Source organism: Sideroxydans sp. (assembly GCF_054604835.1).
Genome location: NZ_JBTSFG010000003.1, coordinates 73,329 through 96,490, shown reverse-complemented (window position 1 = coordinate 96,490; position 23,162 = coordinate 73,329). Strand labels below are relative to the sequence as shown.

General features: G+C 58.8%; 19 protein-coding genes. 18 read left to right on the top strand and 1 reads right to left on the bottom strand.

What is annotated here, in order from left to right:
* The first annotated feature begins 1 nt into the window (after window position 1).
* From lepB to ACYCZ5_RS05945, 16 genes are all read left to right on the top strand, one after another.
* A complete protein-coding gene (lepB, locus tag ACYCZ5_RS06020) occupies window positions 2–805 on the top strand; it encodes a signal peptidase I (RefSeq protein ID WP_461543891.1) in 804 nt (267 codons plus the stop codon).
* A gap of 23 nt (window positions 806–828) precedes the next feature.
* Window positions 829–1,197, top strand: a complete 369-nt coding sequence (locus ACYCZ5_RS06015; RefSeq protein WP_461543890.1) for a DUF4845 domain-containing protein — start codon at window positions 829–831, stop codon at window positions 1,195–1,197.
* Between the two features lie 7 nt (window positions 1,198–1,204).
* Window positions 1,205–1,879, top strand: coding sequence for a ribonuclease III (rnc, locus tag ACYCZ5_RS06010; protein ID WP_461543889.1), 675 nt, complete (start codon window positions 1,205–1,207; stop codon window positions 1,877–1,879).
* Window positions 1,876–2,769 carry a GTPase Era gene (era, locus tag ACYCZ5_RS06005; RefSeq protein ID WP_461543888.1) on the top strand — a complete coding sequence of 298 codons (894 nt, stop codon included), beginning with the start codon at window positions 1,876–1,878 and terminating at the stop codon, window positions 2,767–2,769. The genes rnc and era overlap by 4 nt, the downstream gene beginning before the upstream one ends.
* Window positions 2,762–3,493, top strand: coding sequence for a DNA repair protein RecO (gene recO, locus ACYCZ5_RS06000; RefSeq protein WP_461543887.1), 732 nt, complete (start codon window positions 2,762–2,764; stop codon window positions 3,491–3,493). Before era ends, recO begins: the two co-directional genes overlap by 8 nt.
* Window positions 3,490–4,206 carry a pyridoxine 5'-phosphate synthase gene (gene pdxJ / locus ACYCZ5_RS05995; protein ID WP_461543886.1) on the top strand — a complete coding sequence of 239 codons (717 nt, stop codon included), beginning with the start codon at window positions 3,490–3,492 and terminating at the stop codon, window positions 4,204–4,206. The genes recO and pdxJ overlap by 4 nt, the downstream gene beginning before the upstream one ends.
* Complete coding sequence (gene acpS, locus ACYCZ5_RS05990) at window positions 4,203–4,586, top strand: holo-ACP synthase (RefSeq protein WP_461543885.1); 384 nt, start codon at window positions 4,203–4,205, stop codon at window positions 4,584–4,586. The genes pdxJ and acpS overlap by 4 nt, the downstream gene beginning before the upstream one ends.
* Window positions 4,586–5,641: a beta-N-acetylhexosaminidase gene (gene nagZ / locus ACYCZ5_RS05985; RefSeq protein ID WP_461543884.1), complete on the top strand. Its 1,056-nt coding sequence runs from the start codon at window positions 4,586–4,588 to the stop codon at window positions 5,639–5,641. Before acpS ends, nagZ begins: the two co-directional genes overlap by 1 nt.
* 39 nt (window positions 5,642–5,680) lie before the next feature.
* Window positions 5,681–6,733, top strand: a complete 1,053-nt coding sequence (locus tag ACYCZ5_RS05980) for a cell division protein ZipA C-terminal FtsZ-binding domain-containing protein (RefSeq protein WP_461543883.1) — start codon at window positions 5,681–5,683, stop codon at window positions 6,731–6,733.
* Window positions 6,733–9,090, top strand: coding sequence for an NAD-dependent DNA ligase LigA (ligA, locus tag ACYCZ5_RS05975; protein WP_461543882.1), 2,358 nt, complete (start codon window positions 6,733–6,735; stop codon window positions 9,088–9,090). The genes ACYCZ5_RS05980 and ligA overlap by 1 nt, the downstream gene beginning before the upstream one ends.
* Window position 9,091: 1 nt before the next feature.
* The gene (locus ACYCZ5_RS05970; RefSeq protein WP_461543881.1) at window positions 9,092–9,436 is read left to right on the top strand and encodes an SWIM zinc finger family protein; all 345 of its coding nucleotides are present in this window, start codon (window positions 9,092–9,094) and stop codon (window positions 9,434–9,436) included.
* 64 nt (window positions 9,437–9,500) lie between these two features.
* Window positions 9,501–10,049: a hypoxanthine-guanine phosphoribosyltransferase gene (locus tag ACYCZ5_RS05965; RefSeq protein ID WP_461543880.1), complete on the top strand. Its 549-nt coding sequence runs from the start codon at window positions 9,501–9,503 to the stop codon at window positions 10,047–10,049.
* A 1-nt stretch (window position 10,050) separates the two neighbouring features.
* Window positions 10,051–10,797, top strand: coding sequence for an S-methyl-5'-thioinosine phosphorylase (locus ACYCZ5_RS05960; protein WP_461543879.1), 747 nt, complete (start codon window positions 10,051–10,053; stop codon window positions 10,795–10,797).
* On the top strand, window positions 10,787–11,320 hold the full coding sequence (def, locus tag ACYCZ5_RS05955; RefSeq protein ID WP_461543878.1) for a peptide deformylase: 534 nt from the start codon (window positions 10,787–10,789) through the stop codon (window positions 11,318–11,320). The genes ACYCZ5_RS05960 and def overlap by 11 nt, the downstream gene beginning before the upstream one ends.
* Window positions 11,321–11,398: 78 nt before the next feature.
* Entirely contained in the window at window positions 11,399–11,863 is a 465-nt protein-coding gene (locus ACYCZ5_RS05950; protein ID WP_461543877.1) for a cytochrome C, read from the top strand.
* 234 nt (window positions 11,864–12,097) lie between these two features.
* Window positions 12,098–14,038 carry a diguanylate cyclase domain-containing protein gene (locus ACYCZ5_RS05945; RefSeq protein WP_461543876.1) on the top strand — a complete coding sequence of 647 codons (1,941 nt, stop codon included), beginning with the start codon at window positions 12,098–12,100 and terminating at the stop codon, window positions 14,036–14,038.
* A 76-nt stretch (window positions 14,039–14,114) separates the two neighbouring features.
* Here the strand turns inward: ACYCZ5_RS05945 and acnA are convergent, their stop codons facing one another.
* Entirely contained in the window at window positions 14,115–16,802 is a 2,688-nt protein-coding gene (gene acnA / locus ACYCZ5_RS05940) for an aconitate hydratase AcnA (protein WP_461543875.1), read from the bottom strand.
* Window positions 16,803–16,973: 171 nt separating this feature from the next.
* On the opposite strand from acnA, the gene ACYCZ5_RS05935 reads away from it, so the two are divergent.
* Both ACYCZ5_RS05935 and ACYCZ5_RS05930 read left to right on the top strand, forming a co-directional pair.
* Window positions 16,974–20,228, top strand: coding sequence for a bifunctional diguanylate cyclase/phosphodiesterase (locus ACYCZ5_RS05935; RefSeq protein WP_461543874.1), 3,255 nt, complete (start codon window positions 16,974–16,976; stop codon window positions 20,226–20,228).
* A gap of 130 nt (window positions 20,229–20,358) precedes the next feature.
* A complete protein-coding gene (locus tag ACYCZ5_RS05930) occupies window positions 20,359–23,160 on the top strand; it encodes a bifunctional diguanylate cyclase/phosphodiesterase (RefSeq protein ID WP_461543873.1) in 2,802 nt (933 codons plus the stop codon).
* The last annotated feature ends 2 nt before the right edge of the window (window positions 23,161–23,162 follow it).

Below are 23,162 nucleotides of genomic sequence, written 5' to 3'. Positions count from 1 at the left end.
TATGACCTTTTCACTCATCATGTTCGTGCTGCTGGTAGTGACCGGCGCCATCTGGTTGCTGGACAAGCACAGCCTGCGCAAGCAGCGTCAGGAAGGCGAGAAAGAGCCGTGGTGGGTGGAGTATTCCATCAGCTTCTTCCCGGTCATCCTGGCGGTGTTCATGTTGCGATCCTTCGTGATCGAGCCGTTCAAGATCCCCTCCGGTTCGATGATCCCGACCTTGCACGTGGGCGACTTCATCGTGGTCAATCGCTATACCTACGGGCTACGATTGCCCATTCTTAACAAGAAGTTGATTGACATCAATCAGCCGCAGCGCGGCGATGTGATGGTGTTCCATTTTCCGAACGATCCATCGGTCGACTACATCAAGCGTGTGATCGGCCTGCCGGGAGATGAGGTCGTCTATCGGGACAAACAATTGTGGGTGAACGGTGTGCTGCAGACGCGCACCCCGGATGGAGATTTCAACTACGTTGAAAGCGGCCTGCGCTTTGTGCATACCGAACGCTATATGGAGAAACTCGGCGAGCGCGAGCATGCCATGCTGGTCAATCCCGAGCTGGACCAGATCCATCTGGGCAAGGTGGATGACTTTCCGGGGCGGGACCAATGCAGTTATAGTGAGCGGGAGATGCGCTGTATCGTTCCGGCCGGTCATTACTTCATGATGGGCGATAACCGCGACAACAGCCGAGACAGTCGATACTGGGGCTTCGTGCCGGATGAGATGATCGTGGGCAAAGCGTTTCTCATCTGGATGAATTTCGGCGAGCTGGAGCGTATCGGTTTGTCGGTCAAATGAGCGTTTATGGAAAGGAGCAGAACATGTACGGATTGAGCAGTCGGCAGCGCGGTCTGAGTTTTTCTGGCTTTATCATGGGCGCGTTCGCGCTGATCTTTGTGGCCCTGCTGGGATTGAAGCTGATCCCTGCTTACCTGCATAGCGCGCAAATCAGTCAGATATTCCGCGAGATCGTGGCCGATCCGGCGATGCGCACCGCGAGTATCCCGGAAGTCGAGATGTCCTATCGCAAGCGCGCGAATATCAACGACATCCAGGACCTGAAAGTGGAGGATATCGCCATCGTGCGCGAGGAGGGCGGCACTTTGTCGCTGAGCGCGGAATACGAAGTGCGCATCAAGCTGGTCGGCAACATCACCCTGCTGCTCGAATTCAAACCTTCCAGTTCATGATCCGTCGATGAAGCATGCCGCACTGTGCCGACAGATCGGCTACAACTTCACGCAACCGCAACTGTTGCAGCGGGCACTGACGCACCGCAGCCACAATGCGGATCACAACGAGCGATTGGAATTTCTCGGCGACAGCGTGCTTAACTGCACCATCGCCAAACATCTGTTCGAAACCTACCCTGATCTGCCCGAGGGTGATCTGCACCGCTTGCGTTCCAGTCTGGTCAACCAGCAGACATTGGCGATACTGGCCCAGCAGCTCCATCTGGGGCAGCACCTGTTGCTGAGTGAGGGGGAAATCAAGTGCGGAGGTGCCGAGCGTCCTTCCATACTTGCCGATGCGCTTGAGGCATTGTTCGGCGCGGTGTGGCTGGATGCGGATTTTGCGACTGCACAGCAAGTGGTGCTTGGACTGTATATCCCCTTCATCGCCAACATCGACCTGCGCGCGGTGGGCAAGGATGCCAAGACCCAGTTGCAGGAACTGTTGCAGGGACGCAAGCTGCCTCTGCCGAAATACAGCATTGTCGAAACGAACGGTAAGGGGCAGGCGCAGATATTCACGGTAGCCTGCGAAGTCCCGAAACTGAAAGTCATTGCGCGCGGCGAGGGCAGCAGTCGCCGTACTGCCGAACAGATCGCCGCCGAGCGCGCCTATCAACTCATACAGAACCAATCATGACCGAATCCGAAAACCTGCATAGCGGCTTCATCGCCATCGTCGGCCGTCCCAACGTGGGCAAATCGACACTGCTCAATCACCTGATCGGGCAGAAGGTCAGCATCACCTCGCGCAAGGCGCAGACCACACGCCATCGCATCACCGGCATCCTCACCGAAGGCACGACACAATATGTGTTCGTCGATACGCCCGGGTTCCAGACCCAGCACACCAACGCACTGAACCGCAACATGAACCGTGTGGTGACCAGCAGCCTGCGTGAGGTGCACGTGGTGCTGTTCGTCATCGAAGCGCGCCACTTCGATGAGCGCGACCAGCAGGTGCTGGAGCTGCTGCCCAAGGACAGACCGGTCATCTTGGTCATCAACAAGGCCGACCTGATGAAGGACAAGAACGAACTGCTGCCCTTCATCGAAAAGGTCGCAGCCTTGCGCCAGTTCGATGCCATCGTGCCGGTCAGTGCGCGTCTGGAGAAACATCTGGATACCTTGCTGCAAGCCGTGCAGCCGCATCTGCAGGAGGGTGAGCATCTGTACGGTGAGGACGACATCACCGACCGCAACGAGCGCTTCCTCGCCGCCGAGATCTTGCGCGAGAAAGTGTTCCGTTTCACTGGCGATGAATTGCCGTACTCGGTCAGTGTGGTGATCGAACAGTTCAAGATGGACGGCAAGATGCGCCGCATCAGCGCCGCCATCCTGGTGGACAAGGAAGCGCACAAGGTCATGCTGATCGGCAGCAAAGGCGAGAAGATCAAGGAGATCGCCACGCAGGCGCGCCTCGACATGGAGAAACTGTTCGACGGCAAGGTGTTCCTCGAAGTGTTCATCAAAGTGCGCAGTGGTTGGGCAGACAGCGCGCACATGCTGAAGACGCTGGGGTATGACTAACGCGTCTGCCAGACACCGTATCCAGGACGAGCCCGCTTTCGTACTGCATAGCTACCCGTTCCGCGAGACCAGCCTGATCGTGGAAGTGTTCAGCCGCAACCATGGCCGCGTGCCGCTGGTGGCGCGCGGTGCGCGGCGTCCGCGCTCTGCGGTGCGCGGCCTGCTGATGGGGTTCCAGCCGCTCGCCCTGAGCTGGTTCGGCAAGCATGAATTGCGTACTTTGCACAGTGCGGAATGGCAGGGCGGGCAGCCGCAGTTGCAGGGTACGGCCTTGCTGTGCGGTTTCTATCTGAATGAACTGCTGCTCAACCTGATGGCGCGCGACGATCCGCACGAAAGCCTGTTCGACTATTACCAGCAGACGTTGCAACGGTTGGCGCAGGAGCAGGATCATGCCTTCACCCTGCGCAGTTTCGAAAAGCACATGCTGCAAGAATTGGGCTACGCCCTGTCGCTGGAAACGGAAGCGGGCAGTACTCGCCCCGTGGTGCCGGAGCGCAGCTACCGCTATATACTTGAGCGCGGCGCGGTGGCCGAAACGGCGGATAGTTCGCAAGGCATGCCGGTGGACGGAAAGACGCTGCTGGATATGTCGGCTGACGACTACCGCGACGCGGTGACGGCGCGCCAGAGCAAGCAACTGATGCGCATGCTGCTGGATCATCACCTTGCCGGAAAAACATTGCACACTCGTGAACTGATGAGAGATTTACAGAAACTATGATCAAGTTAGGACTGAATATCGACCACGTCGCCACCTTGCGCCAAGCGCGCGGTGCGCGTTATCCCAATCTGGTGCGTGCCGCGCTGGTGTGCGAAGAAGCCGGTGCGGATGCCATCACCATCCACCTGCGCGAAGACCGCCGCCACATCCAGGATGCCGATGTCGACATCCTGCGCGGCATGCTGCAGACGCGCATGAACCTCGAATGCGCCGTCACTGACGAGATGATAGACAACGCCGTGCGCGTCAAACCGCACGACATTTGTCTGGTGCCCGAGAAGCGCGAAGAACTCACCACCGAGGGCGGGCTGGACGTGGTGAAGTATTTCGATCAGGTTCAACACGCCACACAACGTTGCACTGCAGCGGGTATCCGCGTCTCGCTGTTCATCGATGCAGACGAGAAGCAGATCGATACCGCCGTGAAGGCCGGCGCACCGGTGATCGAGATCCATACCGGCAAATATGCCGATGCCGACAGCGTGCCCGAGCGTGCAGCGGAATTGAAGCGCATCCATGATGCCGTGCAGTACGCGCACGGACTCGGCCTGCAAGTGAACGCCGGCCACGGTCTGCATTATCACAACGTGCGGGACATCGTCGCCATCCCGCATATCGCCGAGCTCAACATCGGTCATGCCATCGTGGCCGAAGCCGTGTTCATCGGGCTGGAGCAAGCGGTCAAGAACATGAAGGCGCTGCTGCGCGCATGATCCTCGGCATCGGCACCGACATCGTCTCCACGGCACGCATCGAGGCGGCCTGCGAGCGGCATGGTGCCGCGTTCGCCGAGCGTCTGCTCACTGCGCCGGAACTGGCGGAGTATTCGGTGCAGGCCCATCCGGCGCGTTTTCTGGCGAAGCGTTTCGCCGCCAAGGAAGCTTTTGCCAAAGCAACAGGACAGGGGCTGCGCCATCCGGTGAGTCTGCACAACATCACAGTCGGTCATGACGCGCTCGGTAAACCGGCTTTCGAGTTCGCGCCGGAGTTGGAAGCTTATTTAAATACACGTGGCGTTTCTCGCCATCATCTGAGCATCAGCGACGAGCATGAACATGCCGTCGCTTTCGTCATTCTGGAAGGGGAAAGTTGATGGGTATCGGACCGGTGATGCTGGATGTGGCGGGCAAGACGTTGACGCCGGAGGACGAGGCGCGCTTGCGCCATCCGCTGGTCGGCGGCGTCATCTTGTTCGCGCGCAACTACGAATCCCCCGCACAACTGGCCGCGCTGACCGCCAGCATCCATGCCTTGCGTACACCGCCGCTGTTGATCGCCGTCGATCACGAAGGCGGGCGCGTGCAGCGTTTCCGCGATGGGTTCACGCGCATCCCGCCCATGCGTGAACTGGGCAAGATATGGGATGCGCATCCCAAACAAGCCCGCCATCTGGCGCAGGAAGTGGGCTTCGTGCTCGCTTCCGAATTGCGCGCCTATGGTGTGGATTTCAGTTTCACGCCGGTACTGGACGTGGATTACGGTGCCAGTACGGTGATCGGCGACCGCGCCTTCCACAGCGAACCGCAAGCTATCTCCGAGCTGGCGCACAGTCTGCTGCAGGGCCTGAAGCAGGGCGGCATGCCGACCGTGGGCAAACATTTCCCCGGGCACGGTTTCGTCGCTGCCGACTCGCATCTGGCGATTCCGGTGGACGAGCGCAGCTACACCGATATCGAGTTGTGCGACATGATCCCGTTCCGGCAGATGGTGCATTTCGGTTTGACCGCCGTGATGCCCGCACATGTGATCTACCCCAAGATCGATGACAAGCCTGCAGGTTTCTCCAAGCGCTGGCTGAAGGACATCCTGCGCGGCGAGCTGGGTTTCGACGGCTGCATCTTCAGCGACGACCTGAGCATGGAAGGCGCGACCGTGGCCGGAGGTATCGTGCAACGCGCCGAAGCAGCGCTGCAGGCCGGATGCGACATGGTGCTGGTATGTAACCGCCCCGACTTGGCCGATGAGCTGCTGGCTGGCTTGAAATGGGAGCTGCCGGCCCCCAGTCGCGCTAGGCTGGCGCAGATGCACGGCCATACGCATCCCCGCACCCATGCACAACTGCATGAGGACCCGGATTTCGTCCGTACTTTGCACAACATCGGAAAGATCGGCATGAGCGAGGGCGAACTGCCGCTGGTGTCGTTATAATCAGCCCGGTCATTCTTCACTGAGAGCATCGGCAGGGACATGAGTGAATTTCAGAAAAGTCTATTGGTCATCGCGATACTGGTTGTGGTCGCGGTATACGCCTATGGTTACTGGCAGCAGTGGCGCTACCGGCGCAGTCTGGATCGGGGCAATGCCGAGCCGCGTGCGACACAACGCGCCGTCGTGCCGGAGCCAGAAGCTGCGGTCACTGCGGCGCCAGTGGAAATTCCAGCCGAGCATTTCATCGCGGACAAGCCCGCCGCAGAGGCCTGCGACCTGCTGGACGACAAACTCGATTTTATCGTCAGCATGACACCCAAGTTCCCGGTGAGCGCCGAGGTGCTGGACGACTTTTGGCCGCGTCGCTTCGATTACGGCAAGACCATCCAGACCTGCGGTTGCAACGCCGCCACCGGCGCATGGGAACGGGTCATCCCGGAAAGTCCGGCCAACTACAGCGAACTGAAGATCGCCCTGCAACTGGTGGACCGTAACGGCATCATCAGCGATACCCGTCTGGCGGATTTTCGCGAACTGCTGGGAGAGATCGGGCGCAAGCAGGATGCCGACATGGTGCTGCCGCTGGCCGACAGCGCACTGGAACGTGCGCGCGAATTGGATGAATTCTGTGCCAGCGTTGATCAGATGATAGGTCTCAACCTGATCAGCCGCGGAGAACGTCCGCTGTTCGCCAGCGAAGTCGCGCAGGCCGTGCAACTGTCTGGCATGAGCTTGCAGGCCGACGGCACCTTCCATCAATTCGCGCCGGACGGGGCCACGCTATACACCCTGTCCGTATCGGACGGCACGCCGTTCCAGCATCACACGCTGGAGAAGATGCAGGTGACCAGTCTCACCCTGCTGCTGGATATTCCGCGTGTACAAGAACCGGCCAAGTGTTTCGACGACATGATCCTGCTTGCGCTGGACATCGCGCCCGCGTTGCGTCTCACGCTGGTCGACGACCAACGCGTGATCCTGAGCCAGGGCGCGATCGCCCATATCCGCGACAGCGTCGAAGCGGTCGAGCAGCGCATGCTGGCCGGCGGCCTCGTGCCAGGTAGTGCCCAGACCCTGCGGCTGTTCTCCTGATGGATGCGAAGCTGCGTATCGCGCAGTTGCGCGAAGTGATAGAGCGGCACAACCATGCCTATTACGTGCAGGATGCGCCGACCATCCCCGATGCGGAATACGACAAGCTGTTCCGCGAACTGCAATCCCTTGAGACGCAATATCCCGAACTGCTGACCGCCGATTCGCCCACGCAGCGCGTCGGCGGCAAGGTTCTGGATGGCTTTGCGCCGGTGCGCCATGCCGTGCCCATGCTTTCAATTGAAACTGAGACAGATAAAGAGGCAAGCGGCGCCTTCAACTTTGACACGCGCGTAAAGAATTTGCTGAAATCGAGCAACGAGATCGAATACGCCTGCGAACTCAAGTTCGACGGTCTGGCCATCAACCTGCGCTACGAGCGCGGTGTGCTGGTGCAGGCCGCCACGCGCGGCGACGGCGAGACCGGCGAGGACGTTACGCAGAACATCCGCACCATCCATTGCATCCCTTTGCGCCTAAAAGACTGCCAAGCAGATGTTATTGAAGTGCGTGGCGAAGTTTATATGTCACGAAAGGATTTCAATAAATATAACGAGAAGCAACGAGCATTGGGCTTGGATACATTGGTCAATCCACGCAATGGTGCGGCAGGGAGTCTTCGTCAGCTTGATTCAAAACTTGCAGCCCAGCGCCATCTTTCTTTCTACGCATATGGGCTTGGTGAGGTGAAGGGCTGGAGTATTCCCAAAACACAAAGCGCTATTCTTGATTCGCTTGAACAACTAGGTTTGCCAGTATGTGATGAACGAGCTGTTGTCATTGGTGCGCAAGGTCTGGTTGATTTCCATGCACGTGTTCATGAGAAGCGAGATAGGCTGCCTTTTGATATTGATGGGGTTGTCTATAAGGTTAATTCATTGGATTTACAGCGCCAACTTGGGATGCGGAGCAGAGACCCCAAGTGGGCTGTCGCGCATAAATATCCACCGCAAGAGGAAATGACTCTTTTGCTAGATATTGATGTTCAGGTGGGGCGTACCGGGGTATTGACACCTGTCGCCAGACTTCAAGAAGTTTTCGTTGATGGGACCACCGTTAAGAATGCAACGTTGCACAACGAGGATCAAATCAACCTAAAGGATATTCGCATCGGCGATACAGTAATTGTTAGGCGTGCAGGTGATGTAATTCCTGAAATCGTTGGTGTGGTCAAGGAACGTAGAACTGAAAACGTTCGAAAGTTCGTCATGCCTAATCAATGCCCTGTTTGTGGCGCAAAAGTTGTTAAGTTAATAAAGAAAAAAAAATTAAAGACGAAAACACATGTTACCGAGGGTACTGCTTACAGATGCATCGGTGGATTGTCATGCCCAGAGCAAAGGAAGCAGGCGCTAATTCATTTTGCAAATCGACGGGCCATGAATATCGATGGCTTGGGAGAGAAGATAGTCGATCAATTAGTCGACGGTTCGTTAGTAGAAACCCCTGCTGATTTATATCGTTTAAAGTTCTCTGAGCTTATTGCGATAGAGAGAATGGGGGAGATTTCAGCTAACAACCTATTGAAGGCCATTGCGGAGAGCAAAAATACTACTCTAGCTCGCTTTATTTTTTCACTTGGAATACCTGAGGTTGGCGAGGGGACTGCAAAGGATTTGGCGGCCTCTTTATGTAGCTTCGACAGGCTTGCAGAAGCGCTACCTGAGGTTCTGGAATTTATCCCCAATATAGGCCATGAAGCAGCGCAGGCGATATATGCATTTTTCTCTGATCTGCATAACCAAAAAGTTATTCGAGAACTACGTGCTTTAGGGATTTCATGGGAGATTGAGCGGGCTGTATCTACTCAGTTGTCTTCAATGCCAACCTTGGGTGGTTTGATTGATAAATTATCAATTGCTGGATTAGGTAAGGGGGGCGCAGAAAAGCTTGCGAGCCATTTTGGGGCACTAAGAAATATTGCACTCTCCGGCAAGCAAGACTTATTGCTTGTTCCAATAAGCAGTAAAGCCGCACAAGGTGTTGTCGAATATTTTTCTGATGATGAGCGACACAAATATGCAATTAAAGTTGAGGAGCAATTAAAGAAATTCGGAATGCATTGGGATGGCCGAACGAACATTCAAGATACAAACGAACGCCTTGTTTTTAGTGGCAAGACATTTGTATTAACTGGAACGTTGCCAACTCTTAGTAGAGATGACGCAAAGCAATTAATTGAAACTGCTGGAGGAAGGGTCTCAAGTAGTGTTTCTTCGAAGACTAGCTACGTTGTTGTTGGGAATGATCCGGGAAGCAAATTGCAAGAGGCAATAAGGCTTGGAGTAAAAACTATTGATGAGGCTGAATTGGAAAAAATGGTCTCATTGCCTGGGCAGATGACCTTGGATATTTAAGATGAAGAGAGAATTTTCAATTTTGTCTAGCGATGGTATCCGTTCCTATTTGGCAGGATTTACGGTCGAAGAAGGGGTGCTTAATGTGTTTTGCAGTTGTCCTGCTGGTGAATTAGGGAAGTGGTGCAAGCACAAGATGGCCTTAATGTCTGGTGATACCAAAATGCCGGGGGACTTGGATTCTGCTGTGATTGATGAGCTAAGAAATTTAGTGGGGAAGTCAATATTTCCACAACTTGTTGATGCTGTTCAGCAGGCGGAAAAGGATGTGCTGATGGCCAAAACGAAGTTGGGAAGCGCTAAGAAGGCATTGGAAAATTCTGTAAGGGCTGGACTGAAAGTCTGACAATCTTTATTGGTATCAGACTTCCCGTTAGTTAGAACCTAGATTAATTGAAGTCGGAGATTTGATGTTATCCAATGAAGATGCGCTTCGCCTTCTCGAGAAGGCCGAATTGCTGCACGATGCCGAAGCGGTGCAGCGCGCTTTGCAGCGCGTGGCGCAAGAGATCAACACAGCATTGGCAGGCCAGCATCCGCTGGTGCTGTCGGTGATGGGCGGGGCGGTGGTGTTCAGCGGGCAGTTGCTGCCGCTGCTCGATTTTCCGCTCGACTTCGATTACCTGCATGTCTCGCGCTACGGCAACGAGAAGCAGGGCGGGCAATTGCACTGGAAGGTCGCGCCGCGCGAGAACGTGCGCGGTAAGGTGGTGTTGGTGCTGGACGATATCCTGGACGAAGGTGAGACCATGCTTGCCATCAAGCAGCGTGTGCTGGAACTGGGCGCGACGGCGTTCTACAGTGCGGTGTTCGCCGACAAGGAACATGGCCGAGCCAAGCCCATCAGCGCAGATTTCGTCGGCCTGACGTTGCCGAACCGCTTCGTGTTCGGTTACGGTATGGATATCCACGGCGCGTGGCGCAACCTGCCCGCGATCTATGCAGTGAAGGAGGAATGAAGTGATAGCGATCATCGGCGGTACCGGCTTTGCCCAGTTGTCCAACCTCGTCATCACCCACCGGCAAGTGATGCGCACGCCCTATGGCGAACCTTCCGGCCCGATGACCTTCGGCACCTTGCGCGGTCACGAAGTGATGTTCATCGCGCGCCACGGTTACGGTCACACCATCCCGCCCCATCTGGTGAACTACCGCGCCAACATGTGGGCGCTGCATGACCAGGGCGCGAGCAATGTGGTGGCGATCTCGTCGGTGGGCGGCATACGTTCCGATCTCACACCGGGTGTTCTGGTCGTGCCGGATCAGATCATCGATTACACCTACGGACGTGAAGCCACCTATTTCGACGGGCACGAAAAGACCGTCGCGCATGTCGATTTCACCTGGCCGTACAGCGAGACTTTGCGCCAGCGCATCCTGAGCGCGGCACAGCAGGCGAACGAGCCGCTGCTGAACGGCGGCGTGTATGCCGCAATGCAGGGGCCGCGACTGGAGTCGCTGGCCGAGATCAACCGCTATGAAAAGGACGGCGCAGATATGGCCGGTATGACCGGCATGCCGGAGGCAGCACTGGCGCGCGAACTAGGCGTGAACTACGCCACCATCGCCGTGGTGGTGAACGATGCAGCCGGGCGCCGCAGCAGCCAAGGCGGCATCGTGCTAGACAAGATCGGTGCGGTCGCACAGCCGGCGATGGAGCGCGTGCGTCGCATCCTGGAATGCGTGGTGGAGTGCGATGGCGATTAAAGACGTATTGCGCATGGGCGATGCGCGCCTGTTGCAGCGCGCCGAGCCGATCAGTGACTTCGGCAGCGATGCGCTGCAAACCTTGCTGCAAGACATGCGCGACACCATGCAGGCGCTGAGCGGTGTCGGGCTGGCCGCACCGCAGATCGGCGTGCCCTTGCGCGTGGTGATCTTCGGCGTGGATAAAAATGAACGCTACCCCGACGCGGAAGTCGTACCGCAGACCGTGCTCATCAACCCCGTGCTGACGCCGCTGTCGGACGAGATGGAGGAAGGCTGGGAAGGCTGTCTTTCAGTGCCCGGCATGCGTGGACTGGTGCCGCGCTATAGCAAACTGCGCTATCAGGGGCGCGATGAACACGGCGCACTGATAGACCGCACGGTGAGCGGATTCCATGCGCGCGTGGTGCAGCACGAATGCGACCATCTGGATGGCATCCTCTATCCCATGCGCATCCGCGACATGCGCGACTTCGGTTTCAGCGACGTATTGTTCCCCGGCCAGAATCTGCAAGACGATTGAACCGCTGCCGCCAGTCGGCACGGAACTTTTCCCCGCGACCATGCTCTGTACGGCGCGCCCCCTCACCTGGAGAGAACATTGAAACGAATCGCCATCCTGGTCTTCCTGCTTGCAGCAGTGCAACACGCTCAAGCCGACGACCTTAAAGTGCCGCGCAATGCCTTGTGGGAGACGGAATGCGGTGCCTGCCATGTGCCGTTCCCGCCTCAGCTGCTGACGGCCGACAACTGGAAGACCATGATGGACGGCTTGGCGCGCCATTTCGGCTCGAATGCAGAACTCGATGCCAAAGAGCGTAAAGCTATCACGCGATTTCTGGTGGAGAACGCGGGCACGCAGGCGCGCCATCACTCGGCCAGCCTGCGCATCACCGAAACGCCATGGTTCAAGCGCGAGCACCGCAGCATCTCCCCCAAGGAATGGGTGCATCCCGATGTGAAGACTCCCTCAAACTGCAAGGCCTGTCACAACGTGGTCGGCCATACCCGCTGGTCCGAGCGTGACCTGCGCAAGTCGGGTCAGCGCCATGGCGATGATGATTGATACTCAGCGCTGAGTAAGTCCGTTCGCGCTGTCGAAGGACTCACCGCGAACCAGGGACTTGTTCAGTAATTTATCGGCAATGCATTGTTTGTAATAAGGAAAGCCTGAGCGCAATGCTCTGGCATTAATAGGCGCATCGGGAATATGGCCATATAATGCGCGCCCACCGGCATCAAGAGCCGGACAAAATAATTCGTGCGCACTGCAAAGGTGGCGTACAGGAGAGTAGAGATCATGACCCGCCAAATGTTTATTTGGCGTTTCCTCGCTATCGCTATTCCGGCAATTCTGATCGTACTCAGTCTGCATCTGGCTGATCGCTCAACGACGCTGGACAAGTGGCAGCAAAGCATGGAAACGCAAGTGCAAAGGACATCCGCCACCCTGATGGCCGATCTTCGCGAGGCGTCGACGGACACGATGCTGCTGGCCGATGACAGCTTGTTGCAGCATCAGTCCGTACAGGCGATGGATATGCTGGCTGAACGCTTCATATCGCTGGCCCGCTTCCATCCCCATTACCAGCAGATACGTTTCATCGATGTCTCCGGTATGGAACGTGTGCGTGTCAACTCGGTCGGCGGCAAGGTCTGGCGCGTGGCTGAAGATGAATTGCAGGACAAATCCGGGCGCGACTATTTCCAGGAAGCGGTAAGCCTGCCTGCCAACTCTCTACGCCTGTCGCATCTGGATCTGAATATCGAACATGGCCAGATCGAGCGACCGCTCAATCCCATGTTGCGTTTCTCGGTTCCGGTGGTTTCCCCGCGAGGCCGGCGCCTTGGTGTTGTCGTCATCAACTACGGGGTGGCACCGGTGTTGGTGAAGCTGTTCAATACTGAAGACCCGTCCGGTCTTCGCATGATGTTGCTCAATGCGCAGGGGGCCTGGTTGGCCGGTGGTGCCGAGCAGGATCGTTGGGGTGACATGCTTGAGCATGGCCGGACTTTCAAACAGGCGGACCCGCAAGCCTGGTCCATGTTGCCGACGCGGCAAGGAGAAGATTTGGTGAAGTGGGCGTCCGGCCCCGTTCGCGGCGTTACCAGACGCGTGCTGCCGACCGATCTGGTCGACATCGATAATCTGGGCGGCTGGACGAACGACCGCATCAGCAGCGCCGATCCCTACTGGTTGGTGAGCGGGCAGATGGATGTGGCGACGATATTGGCACCGGCCTACGAAAGATTGCAGATCGCCTTGGTGTTGCTCGTTATTGGGCTGTCGATCTGGGCGTTCGTGATGCGCGGCTGGGGCAAGCTCAAGATACTTTCCGCCGCTGCCATGCAGCAAGCGCAAAAATTGGCAAAGGTCGTCGAGCAGACCACCGATCATGTGCTGATCACCGATCAGAAAGGTCGCATGGACTATGTGAATCCGGCCTTCTGTCTCGCGACCGGATACGAACAGCGCGAAGTCATCGGGGAGAATCCGCGCCTGCTGAAATCCGGCCAGCATTCCAGCGAGTTCTACGCGGACATGTGGAAGCGCATCAAACAAGGCGAGAACTTTCAGGACTTGTTCATCAATCGCCGCAAGAACGGCATGCTGTATTACGAGGAAAAGACCATCGCCCCCTTGCTCGATGAAAAAGGCAATGTCACCCACTTCGTCTCCACCGGCAAAGACATCACCGACAGCAAGATAACGCGTCTGGCTTTTTATGATCCGCTCACCGAGTTGGTCAATCGCGTGCTGTTCCTCGACCGGCTGGAGCATGAGATCAGCCATGCCCGCCGCTCCAAGCAAATTATCGCCGTGATGTTCCTCGATCTGGACGGCTTCAAAGGTGTGAACGACGAACTCGGGCACGAAGCAGGCGACCAGTTGCTGGTCGAATTCGCGAGGCGCGTATCCGCATTGATGCGCCGCAGCGATACCTTCGCCCGTATCGGAGGCGACGAATTCGCGGTGCTGCTCAAGGAGATCAAGAACGAATCGGACGCCGAGGATGTCGCCAGCAAGATCTTGCAGACCATGGAATCCGAGTGGCGGATAGACGGCAAGCAAGTCTCCATCGGCGTCAGTATCGGCATCAGCCTGTACCCCTCCGAGGAAGTGGATGCCGGCGGCCTGCTGAAAAAAGCCGACCAAGCCATGTATCAAGCCAAGCTGGGCGGGCGCAATCGCTATTCGCTCTATCACCCCTCTATCAGTGAAGCCATCGCGGGCGACTGATCGCCACGATTGAAAAGAAGAAGCCCGCATTTCGCGGGCTTCTTCTTTTACTGCGTCGTGAACTGAACGCTTACGCTTAACCTACCAACTCCTTCAACACGAACGGCAAGATGCCGCCGTTCTTGTAATAGTCCACTTCGATAGGTGTATCGATGCGCAGCAGCAGTGCAACGTTCTGCTTGCTGCCGTCCTTGCGGGTAATGGTCAGCGTCACGTCCTGCTGCGGTTTCAGGTTGTCGTTGATGCCGATCAGGTCGAAGGTTTCGTCGCCGGTGAGGTTCAGGCTGGCCATGCTGTCGCCGCCTTTGAACTGCAAGGGCAGCACGCCCATGCCCACCAGGTTGCTGCGGTGGATGCGTTCGTAGCTTTTTGCAATCACGGCCTTCACGCCCAGCAACTGTGTGCCTTTGGCCGCCCAGTCGCGGCTGGAGCCGGTGCCGTATTCTTCACCGGCGAAGATCACCGTCGGTGTGTGGTCGGCGATGTGTTTCATCGCGGCGTCGTAGATGGCCATCTGTTCACCCTTGTACAAGGTGTAGCCGCCTTCGATGCGGCTGCCGTCTGTGTTGGGCGGCAGCATGAGGTTCTTCACGCGCACGTTGGCGAAGGTGCCGCGCATCATCACTTCGTGGTTGCCGCGGCGCGAGCCGTAGCTGTTGAAGTCTTTCACTTCTACCTTGTGGCCTTGCAGATATTTGCCCGCCGGTGTGGTGGGCTTGAAGCTGCCTGCCGGGCTGATGTGGTCGGTAGTGACGGAATCGCCGAACAGCGCCAGCGCCTTCGCGCCCTTGACGTCGCCGACCTTGGGTGTGGCGGCATCGAAGAACGGCGGACGCGCGATGTAGGTGGAGTCGTCCCACTGGTACAGGTCGCCGGTGGGGGCCTGGATGGCGTTCCACAGCGGCAGGTCCTTGGTCAGATCGGAATACAATTTTTGATACACCGCCGGGTCGGCGGCGAACTTCATCACGGTCTGGATCTCAGCGCTGTTGGGCCAGATGTCTTTCAGATACACCGGCTGGCCGTCTTTACCAACGCCCAGCGGATCGGTATCGAGGTTGATGTTCATCTTGCCCGCAATGGCGTAGGCAACCACCAGCGGCGGCGAAGCGAGGAAGTTCGCCTTCAGGTTCGGATGGATGCGTGCTTCGAAGTTGCGGTTGCCGGAGAGCACGGCGGCGCAGATCAGGTTGTTGTCGGTGATGGTCTTGTCGATGTCTTCGCGCAGCGGACCGGCGTTGCCGATGCAGGTGGTGCAGCCGTAGGCGGCGAGACCGAAGCCCAGCGTGGTCAACGGTTCCAGCAGACCGGCATTGGTCAGATACTCGGTTACCACACGCGATCCGGGGGCTAGCGTGGTCTTGATGTGCGGCGCGACTTTCAAGCCTTTCGCCACGGCCTTCTTCGCCAACAGACCGGCAGCGAGCAGCACACCGGGGTTAGAGGTGTTGGTGCAGCTGGTGATCGCGGCGATGAGTACGTCGCCGTTGCCGATCTCCAAGCCATCCTTACCGGTCGCATAACGTGTATTTAGTTTGTCGGCGGGTTGGTTGAAACCATTCTCGGCGATGGGCTTGCTGAACAGGGTGTTGAAGGTGTCTTTCATCGCAGGCAGTGCGATGCGGTCTTGCGGGCGCTTCGGTCCGGCCAGCGAGGGCACGATGCTGTCGAGGTCGAGTTCCACCACGCTGCTGTAGTCGATGCTGCCTGCCTTGGGGATGCCGAACAGGCCCTGCGCCTTGAAGTAGGCTTCGAAAGCATCCACTTCGTCGGCGGTGCGGCCGGTGTTCTTCATGAACTGCACAGTCACGTCATCCACCGGGAAGAAGCCCATGGTCGCGCCGTATTCCGGCGCCATATTGGCGATCGTGGCGCGGTCGGGCAGGGTGAGGGCGGAAGTGCCCTCGCCGAAGAACTCGACGAACTTGCCGACCACTTTATGTTTGCGCATCAGTTCGGTGACGGTCAGCACCAGATCGGTGGCGGTCACGCCTTCGCGCAGTTTGCCTTTCAGGTGTACGCCGACCACGTCCGGCGTCAGGAAATACACCGGCTGGCCCAGCATACCGGCCTCCGCCTCGATGCCGCCCACGCCCCAGCCGACCACGCCGATGCCGTTGATCATGGTGGTGTGGCTGTCGGTCCCGACCAGTGTGTCGGGATAGGTCACGCCGTCCTTCTGCAGCACGCCGCGCGCCAGATACTCCAGGTTGACCTGGTGCACGATACCGATGCCGGGCGGCACGACCTTGAAGGTGTCGAAGGCCTGCATGCCCCATTTCATGAAGCGATAGCGCTCGGTGTTGCGCTCGAACTCCATCTCCATGTTGATCTTGAGCGCGTTCGGGTTGTTATAGCTGTCGATCTGCACCGAGTGGTCCACCACCAGATTCACTGGGACGAGCGGTTCGATGACCTTGGGGTCTTTGCCAGCTTTGGCGGCGGCATCGCGCATGGCGGCGAGGTCGGCCAGCAGCGGCACGCCGGTGAAGTCCTGCAGCACGATGCGCGCCACCACGAAGGGGATCTCTTCGGTGCGGTCGCCGGTCGGCTTCCAGTTGGCCAGTTCGCGCACATGCTGTTCGGTCACTTTCTTGCCGTCGCAGTTGCGCAGCACCGATTCCAGCACGATGCGGATGGAGACGGGCAGGCGCGAGATGTTGCCGATGCCGGCTTTTTCCAGCGCGGGCAGGGAATACAGCGTGGCTTCCTTGCCGGAAGCGAGTTTGAAGGACTGGCGTGTATCGAACAGGTTGTGGGACATGGCGTAAGGCTCCGGGATGGCGTGAAAACGAGGGCGTGATTATAGACCCAAGCAGCAAAGGGCGGCGAGCGGCGTCTGGCACGGTCTTCCGCCCATACGTGCCGATGCAAGTCAGTCACGCCGTCTTCGCGTATCATCGCGCGGTCTAAAGAATAACCGAGAGTCTGTAGCGTGCCGTTCACCTGGGATACTTCGCTGGTCGTCCTGTCCATCCTCATCGCCATCATCGGCTCGTTGACGGCGCTCACCCATGCGCGGCGCATGCGCGAGAACCGCGGTTACACCGCCACCATCTGGATGCTGGCCGGCGGCAGCACGCTGGGTGTGGCCATCTGGTCCATGCACTTCGTCGGCATGCTGGCGCTGCATCTGCCCGTCCCAGTCGGCTACGATCCTTTCCTGACGCTGCTGTCGCTGCTGCCGGCGGTGATTGCCGCGCTGCTCGCCTTCCGCGTGTTGCGCGAGGTGCAGGTCAGTCGCCGCCTGATCCTGACGGCCGGTGTGCTGATGGGCATCGGTATCAGCAGCATGCACTATCTCGGCATGGCGGCGATGAAGATGTCGCCGGACATCGCCTACGATCCAGCGGTCTTCGCGCTCTCTGTGCTGATCGCCATCGTTGCCTCTTGGGCGGCGCTCTACATCATGTATCGCGAACAGTGGGGGCGGCTGGGGCCGCTCGCGCGCCTGCTGTTGGGCGCAGTTGTGATGGGGGTGGCCATCGCTGCCATGCATTACACCGCCATGTCCGGCATGCACATCTCGGCGGACGCCGTCTGTCAGGCAGGCGACCTGCGCATCGAGCCGCACATCCTGGCGACCCTGCTGTCGCTGACCGCGCTGGTGTGGTTCGGCGGCGGCCTGCTGGCCAGCCTGTTCGACCAGCGCATGGCGCGCCGAAACGCGCAGGCGCTGGCCGAGTTGGAGCAGGAACACCGTGATCTGATGGACAGCGCGGAGCGCGATACGCAGGAGATGATCGGCGTGCTGCGCGAGAGCGAGGAACGGTTGCGCATGACCTTGCAAAACGCTCCGGACGCCGTGTTCATCACCGAGCAGGACGGGCGCATCGTCTATGTCAACGACAACGTGGTGAGTCTGCTGGGTTACGGGCGGGACGAGCTGTATGCGATGACGGTGTTCGATCTGGTGCCGGAAGATTGGCGCGAGCGCTATCGCGAAGGCGGCAGGCGCATCGTCAGTGATCACAAGCGGCATGTGATGGAAGTGCGTCTGGTCACCCGCGACGGCAACCGGGTGCCGATGGAACTGAACGCCGTGCTGTTGCCGAACGGTCGGGTGTACGGTTCCTGCCGTGACATCAGCGACCGCAAAGCAGCCGAGCGTGCGCTGCATGATTCGCAGAAGCAGATGCAGACATTCATGGACTCCATCGCCGAGGGCATGTACGGCGTGGACACCGAAGGGTGTTGCACCTTCGTCAATGCGGCATTGCTGCGCATCCTCGGTTATGAGCGCGAAGAGGAATTGCTGGGCAAGCATCTGCATGAAGTGATCCATTACGCGTATCCGGACGGCCGCGCGTATCCGGCGAGCGAATGCCATGCCTATCAGGCCTATATCCGCAACGAAGCCACCCACTCAACCGACGAAGTGTTCTGGCGCAAGGACGGTACGGCCGTTGCGGTGGAATACTGGTCGCAGCCCATGCACAGGAACGGGCAGGCGATCGGTGCGGTGGTCACCTTCCTCGATATCAGCGAACGCAAGAAGAACGAAGTTGCCTTGCAGGAGAGCGTCTCTTTCAGCGAATCCCTGCTGCAGACCATGCCGGTGCCGGTGTTCCATAAAGATACCGAGGGGCGCTATACCGGCTGCAACACCGCTTTCGCGGAGTTCATCGGCAAGAAAAAAACCGACATCATCGGCAAGACGGTATTCGAGATCGCACCGCAGACGCAGTCGGCGGTCTATCGCGACCACGATCTGGACCTGCTCTCCTCGGAAGAAGATGTGCAGGTATATGAAAGCAATGTGAAGCACGCCGACGGCAACTTGCATGACGTGATCTTCCACAAGGCACGTTTGAACGACAGCGGCGGCGTGCCGGTCGGCATCATCGGCGTCATCCTCGACATCACCGACCGCAAGCAATCCGAACGCGACATCCACCAGCTCGCCTTCTATGATTCCCTGACACAGTTGCCCAACCGGCGTCTGTTGATGGATCGTGCTTTGCAGGCCTTGGCGGTCAGCGCGCGCAGCGGTCGCTACGGTGCGTTGATGCTGCTCGATCTGGACGACTTCAAAAAGGTCAACGACAGCAAGGGGCATGATGTCGGCGACCTGATGCTCTGTGAGGTGGCCCGCCGCCTGCGTGCGGCCGTGCGCGAAGGCGACACGGTAGCGCGACTGGGCGGGGACGAATTCGTGGTGGTGCTGGAAGAGTTGAGCATCAGTTCCGCAGAAGCGGCTCCTCAGGCCGAAGCGGTGGCCGAGAAGATCCGCGATTTCCTGAACGAACCCTATCTGCTGGATGGCAATCGCCACCTCAGCTCGCCCAGCATCGGCGTGGTGCTCTATCGCGGGCACCAGGAAGCGTTCGAGAACCTGCTCAAGTTCGCGGATATCGCCATGTACCAGTCCAAGCAGGCGGGACGCAACACCATCCGTTTCTATGACCCGGCGATGCAGGCCGCCATCGATAGCCGTTTGGAACTGGAAGACGAACTCGACATCGCCATCCGCGAACAGCAGTTGCAGCTCTACTATCAGGTGCAAGTCGACGGTTTGCGCCGCCCGCTCGGTGCGGAGGTGCTCATGCGCTGGTTGCATCCGCAGCGCGGTCTGGTGTCACCCGCACAGTTCATCCCGCTGGCGGAAGACACCGGGCAGATCGTGGAGATGGGCATGTGGGCCTTGCGCACCGCCTGTCTGCAACTCAAAGTCTGGCAGCAGAATGCGCATACGCGCCATCTCACGCTGGCCGTCAACGTCAGCGCGCGCCAGTTCCGCAAGTCGGAGTTCGTCGATCAGGTGCGGCGTGTGTTGCTGGAGACCGGGGTGCGTCCCTCGCTGCTCAAACTCGAGCTCACCGAGAGCACCGTGTTGCTGGACGTGGAAGACACCATCGCCAAGATGCGCGAGCTGAAGTTGCTCGGCCTCAGCTTCTCCATGGACGACTTCGGCACCGGCTACTCCTCGCTGCAATATCTCAAGCGTCTGCCGCTGGACCAGATCAAGATCGACCAGAGTTTCGTGCGCGACATCGCCAGCGACCCCAACGATGCTGCCATCGTGCAGACCATCATCGCCATGACCGAGGCGCTCAGCCTGAATGTGATCGCGGAAGGCGTGGAGACCGCGGCGCAGCAGGAATTCCTGGAATTACGCGGTTGCCACAGTTTCCAGGGTTATCTGTTCGGCAGGCCGGTGCCACTGGCAGAATTCGAAGCTTCGCTTTAAGGCATAAAGTCTCACGCGCAGATAGACTGATCTCTTGCCCATGTTCTCGATAGGGTGGTAATCCCCTCGCCAATCTCGGGTTAACTCAATTACTATGGCCAAAAATCTATAAGCAGTATCTGGAGGGTGTATGAGTTCAATTTTCAGCATGATCGATCCGCGCCGCAGCCTGCGTGCCGAGATCAGTCTTGCCAGCGGTGCCATCGTGTTGTTGCTGTCCACGGCACTGAGCTTCTATGCAGCCGACGTGAGCAAGCGCCAGATCGAGCAGAGCGAGGGCGAGGCCTTCGTGCGCCGCGCGCAGACGGTGCTGGATGTGCTGGACCGCGGCATGTACGAGCGCAGTCGCGAGATACGCAATGCTGCGCTGCTGGACGAGATGCGCGACCCGAAGGTGCCCTTGCTGCGCAAGCGCGAATTGATGGAGCGTCTGCAGAAGAACTTCGATGCCTATGCCTGGATCGGTTTCTGCGGACCGGACGGCATGGGACTGGCCGGTACCGGCGGCTATCTGGAAGGCAAGAACCTGTCCAAGCGTCCGTGGTGTACCGAGGGGCGCAAGGGCGACTACATCGGCGACGTGCACGATGCGCTGTTGCTGGCCAAACTGCTGCCCAACCCCAGCGGCGAGACCTTCTATCTGGTGGATGTGGCTTCGCCGGTGTTCGACCACAAGAACAATCTGCTGGGCGTGTTGTGCGGGCATATCTACTGGACTTGGGCATCCGAGGCGCTGGACAGCAAGCTCACGCCGGGTCAGGACATCTTCCTGCTCTCCAGCCAAGGCCAAGTGCTGTCTGGCCCGGAAGCGGCGTGGGCGGACTTCGCCACGATGGCACCAAACACCATGCGGCAGATCAACTCGGGTGACAAAGCGGGTTACCACATAGAGCAGTTCAGCAATGGCCGCACCTATCTGGTCGGCCATGCCACCTCTTCCGGTTACCGTGATTACAAGGGTTTCGGCTGGACGGCGCTAGTGCGCGAGGACATCACCACCGCGTTCGCACCGGCGCGCGCCTTGCAGCGACATATCCTGACGGTGGGCGCGCTGGTCGGTCTGTTCTTCACCTGGCTGACCTGGCTGATGGCGGGGCGCATCGCCCAGCCTATCCGCCGCATCAGCCAGGCGGCGGAAAAGGTCGCAGCGGGCGAGTTGCAATACGACGTGCCGCCGCAGGGCAGCGACAACGAGGTCGGCCACTTGAGCCGGGCCATCCACGACATGGTGGCCAACCTGACGCGCGAGATCAAACAGCGGCGCGAAGCCGAGGCGGGGCTGCGTTTGTCGGCCAAGGTGTTCGAGCAGAACAGCGAGGCCATCATCGTCACCGATGCCGAGAACCAGATCGCGATGGTCAACCGTGCCTTTTGCGAGATCACCGGCTACAGCGAGGAAGAGGTGCTGGGGCGCAACCCGCGCTTCATGGCGTCGGGCCGCCAGTCGATACAGTTCTACCGCGCGATGTGGCGCGAGTTGCTGGACAAGAACAACTGGCGCGGCGAGATATGGAACAAGCGCAAGAACGGCGAGATATTCCCCGAGCTGCTGACCATCAGCACCGTGCGCGACGAGGCAGGCGTGATCACCCATTACATCGGCGTGTTCATCGACATCACCGAACGCAAGAAAGAAGAAGAACGCATCATCCGTCTGGCCAATTATGACGCGCTGTCCGGGCTGCCCAACCGCAACCTGTTGGCCGACCGCGTCGAGCAGGGTGTGGCACAGGCCGAGCGCCATGGCAGCAAGCTGGCGATGCTTTTCATCGATCTCGACCATTTCAAGCACATCAACGATTCGCTCGGCCACGACATCGGTGACGAATTGCTGAAGCAGGTTGCGGAACGGTTGAAGGCCTGCTTGCGCCGCACCGACACGCTGGCGCGCCAGGGCGGCGATGAATTCATCGCACTGGTCACCGATATCGAAAGCGAGGCCGAGGCCGGCTATGTTGCAGAGAAAATGGTGTCCGCCTGCGCCAGCGGGTTCCAGGTGGACGGCCATCATCTGCATGTGACGCCGAGTATCGGTATCAGCATGTGTCCGGACGATGGCAATACGCAGGTGCAACTGATGCGCAACGCCGATCTGGCCATGTACCGCGCCAAGGAGAGCGGGCGCAACCGCTTCGCCTTCTATGAGGAACAGATGAACATCAAGGCGGTGGAGCGTCTGCGTCTGGAGAACGACCTGCGCAGCGCCATCGATCAGCAGCAGCTCATGTTGTATTACCAGCCCAAGGTGGCGTGCGCCGACAACGCGGTGGTGGGCATGGAAGCGCTATTGCGCTGGCAGCATCCCGAGTTCGGTTTCGTCTCCCCGGCGGTGTTCATCCCGGTGGCGGAGCAGACAGGTCTGATCAACGAGATCGGCGACTGGGTGTTGCGTCAAGCCGTGCTGCAGCAGCGCCTGTGGCAATCGCAGGGGCACGCCATCGTGCCGGTGGCGGTCAATCTTTCCGTCGCGCAGTTCCAGCAGAGCGATCTGGCGGAGCGCATCCAGCGCATCGTGCGCGAGGGCGGACTGGAGCCGCGCTTCATCGAGCTGGAGCTGACCGAGAGCATGCTGATGGAATCCGCCATCGACCACGGCGATGTGCTGCAGCGGATGAATGAAGCCGGCTTCAGTCTGGCACTGGACGATTTCGGCACCGGCTATTCATCCCTCAGCCGCCTGAAGATGATGCCCATGCAGTCGCTCAAGATCGACCAGTCCTTCGTGCGCGACATCGCCAGCGATGCGAACGACCGCAGCATCGTCAGCGCCACCGCCGCGCTCGCGCATGCCATGGGCATGAAGGTGATCGCGGAAGGTGTTGAGCAGCCGGGTCAGCTGCAGTTCATCCAGTCGCTGCAATGTGAGGAATATCAGGGCTATCTGTTCAGCCCGCCACTGCCGGCAGCCGAGGCGGTGCGCTTCCTGGGGTGATG

What these genes read in the sequence shown, in the direction of transcription:
- acnA (WP_461543875.1), bottom strand. Translation starts at nt 16,802, where the DNA reads ATGTCCCACAACCTGTTCGATACACGCCAGTCCTTCAAACTCGCTTCC.
- nagZ (WP_461543884.1), top strand. Translation starts at nt 4,586, where the DNA reads ATGGGTATCGGACCGGTGATGCTGGATGTGGCGGGCAAGACGTTGACG.
- recO (WP_461543887.1), top strand. Translation starts at nt 2,762, where the DNA reads ATGACTAACGCGTCTGCCAGACACCGTATCCAGGACGAGCCCGCTTTC.
- def (WP_461543878.1), top strand. Translation starts at nt 10,787, where the DNA reads ATGGCGATTAAAGACGTATTGCGCATGGGCGATGCGCGCCTGTTGCAG.
- ligA (WP_461543882.1), top strand. Translation starts at nt 6,733, where the DNA reads ATGGATGCGAAGCTGCGTATCGCGCAGTTGCGCGAAGTGATAGAGCGG.
- ACYCZ5_RS05965 (WP_461543880.1), top strand. Translation starts at nt 9,501, where the DNA reads ATGTTATCCAATGAAGATGCGCTTCGCCTTCTCGAGAAGGCCGAATTG.
- acpS (WP_461543885.1), top strand. Translation starts at nt 4,203, where the DNA reads ATGATCCTCGGCATCGGCACCGACATCGTCTCCACGGCACGCATCGAG.
- pdxJ (WP_461543886.1), top strand. Translation starts at nt 3,490, where the DNA reads ATGATCAAGTTAGGACTGAATATCGACCACGTCGCCACCTTGCGCCAA.
- ACYCZ5_RS06015 (WP_461543890.1), top strand. Translation starts at nt 829, where the DNA reads ATGTACGGATTGAGCAGTCGGCAGCGCGGTCTGAGTTTTTCTGGCTTT.
- era (WP_461543888.1), top strand. Translation starts at nt 1,876, where the DNA reads ATGACCGAATCCGAAAACCTGCATAGCGGCTTCATCGCCATCGTCGGC.
- rnc (WP_461543889.1), top strand. Translation starts at nt 1,205, where the DNA reads ATGAAGCATGCCGCACTGTGCCGACAGATCGGCTACAACTTCACGCAA.
- ACYCZ5_RS05930 (WP_461543873.1), top strand. Translation starts at nt 20,359, where the DNA reads ATGAGTTCAATTTTCAGCATGATCGATCCGCGCCGCAGCCTGCGTGCC.
- ACYCZ5_RS05945 (WP_461543876.1), top strand. Translation starts at nt 12,098, where the DNA reads ATGACCCGCCAAATGTTTATTTGGCGTTTCCTCGCTATCGCTATTCCG.
- lepB (WP_461543891.1), top strand. Translation starts at nt 2, where the DNA reads ATGACCTTTTCACTCATCATGTTCGTGCTGCTGGTAGTGACCGGCGCC.
- ACYCZ5_RS05970 (WP_461543881.1), top strand. Translation starts at nt 9,092, where the DNA reads ATGAAGAGAGAATTTTCAATTTTGTCTAGCGATGGTATCCGTTCCTAT.
- ACYCZ5_RS05980 (WP_461543883.1), top strand. Translation starts at nt 5,681, where the DNA reads ATGAGTGAATTTCAGAAAAGTCTATTGGTCATCGCGATACTGGTTGTG.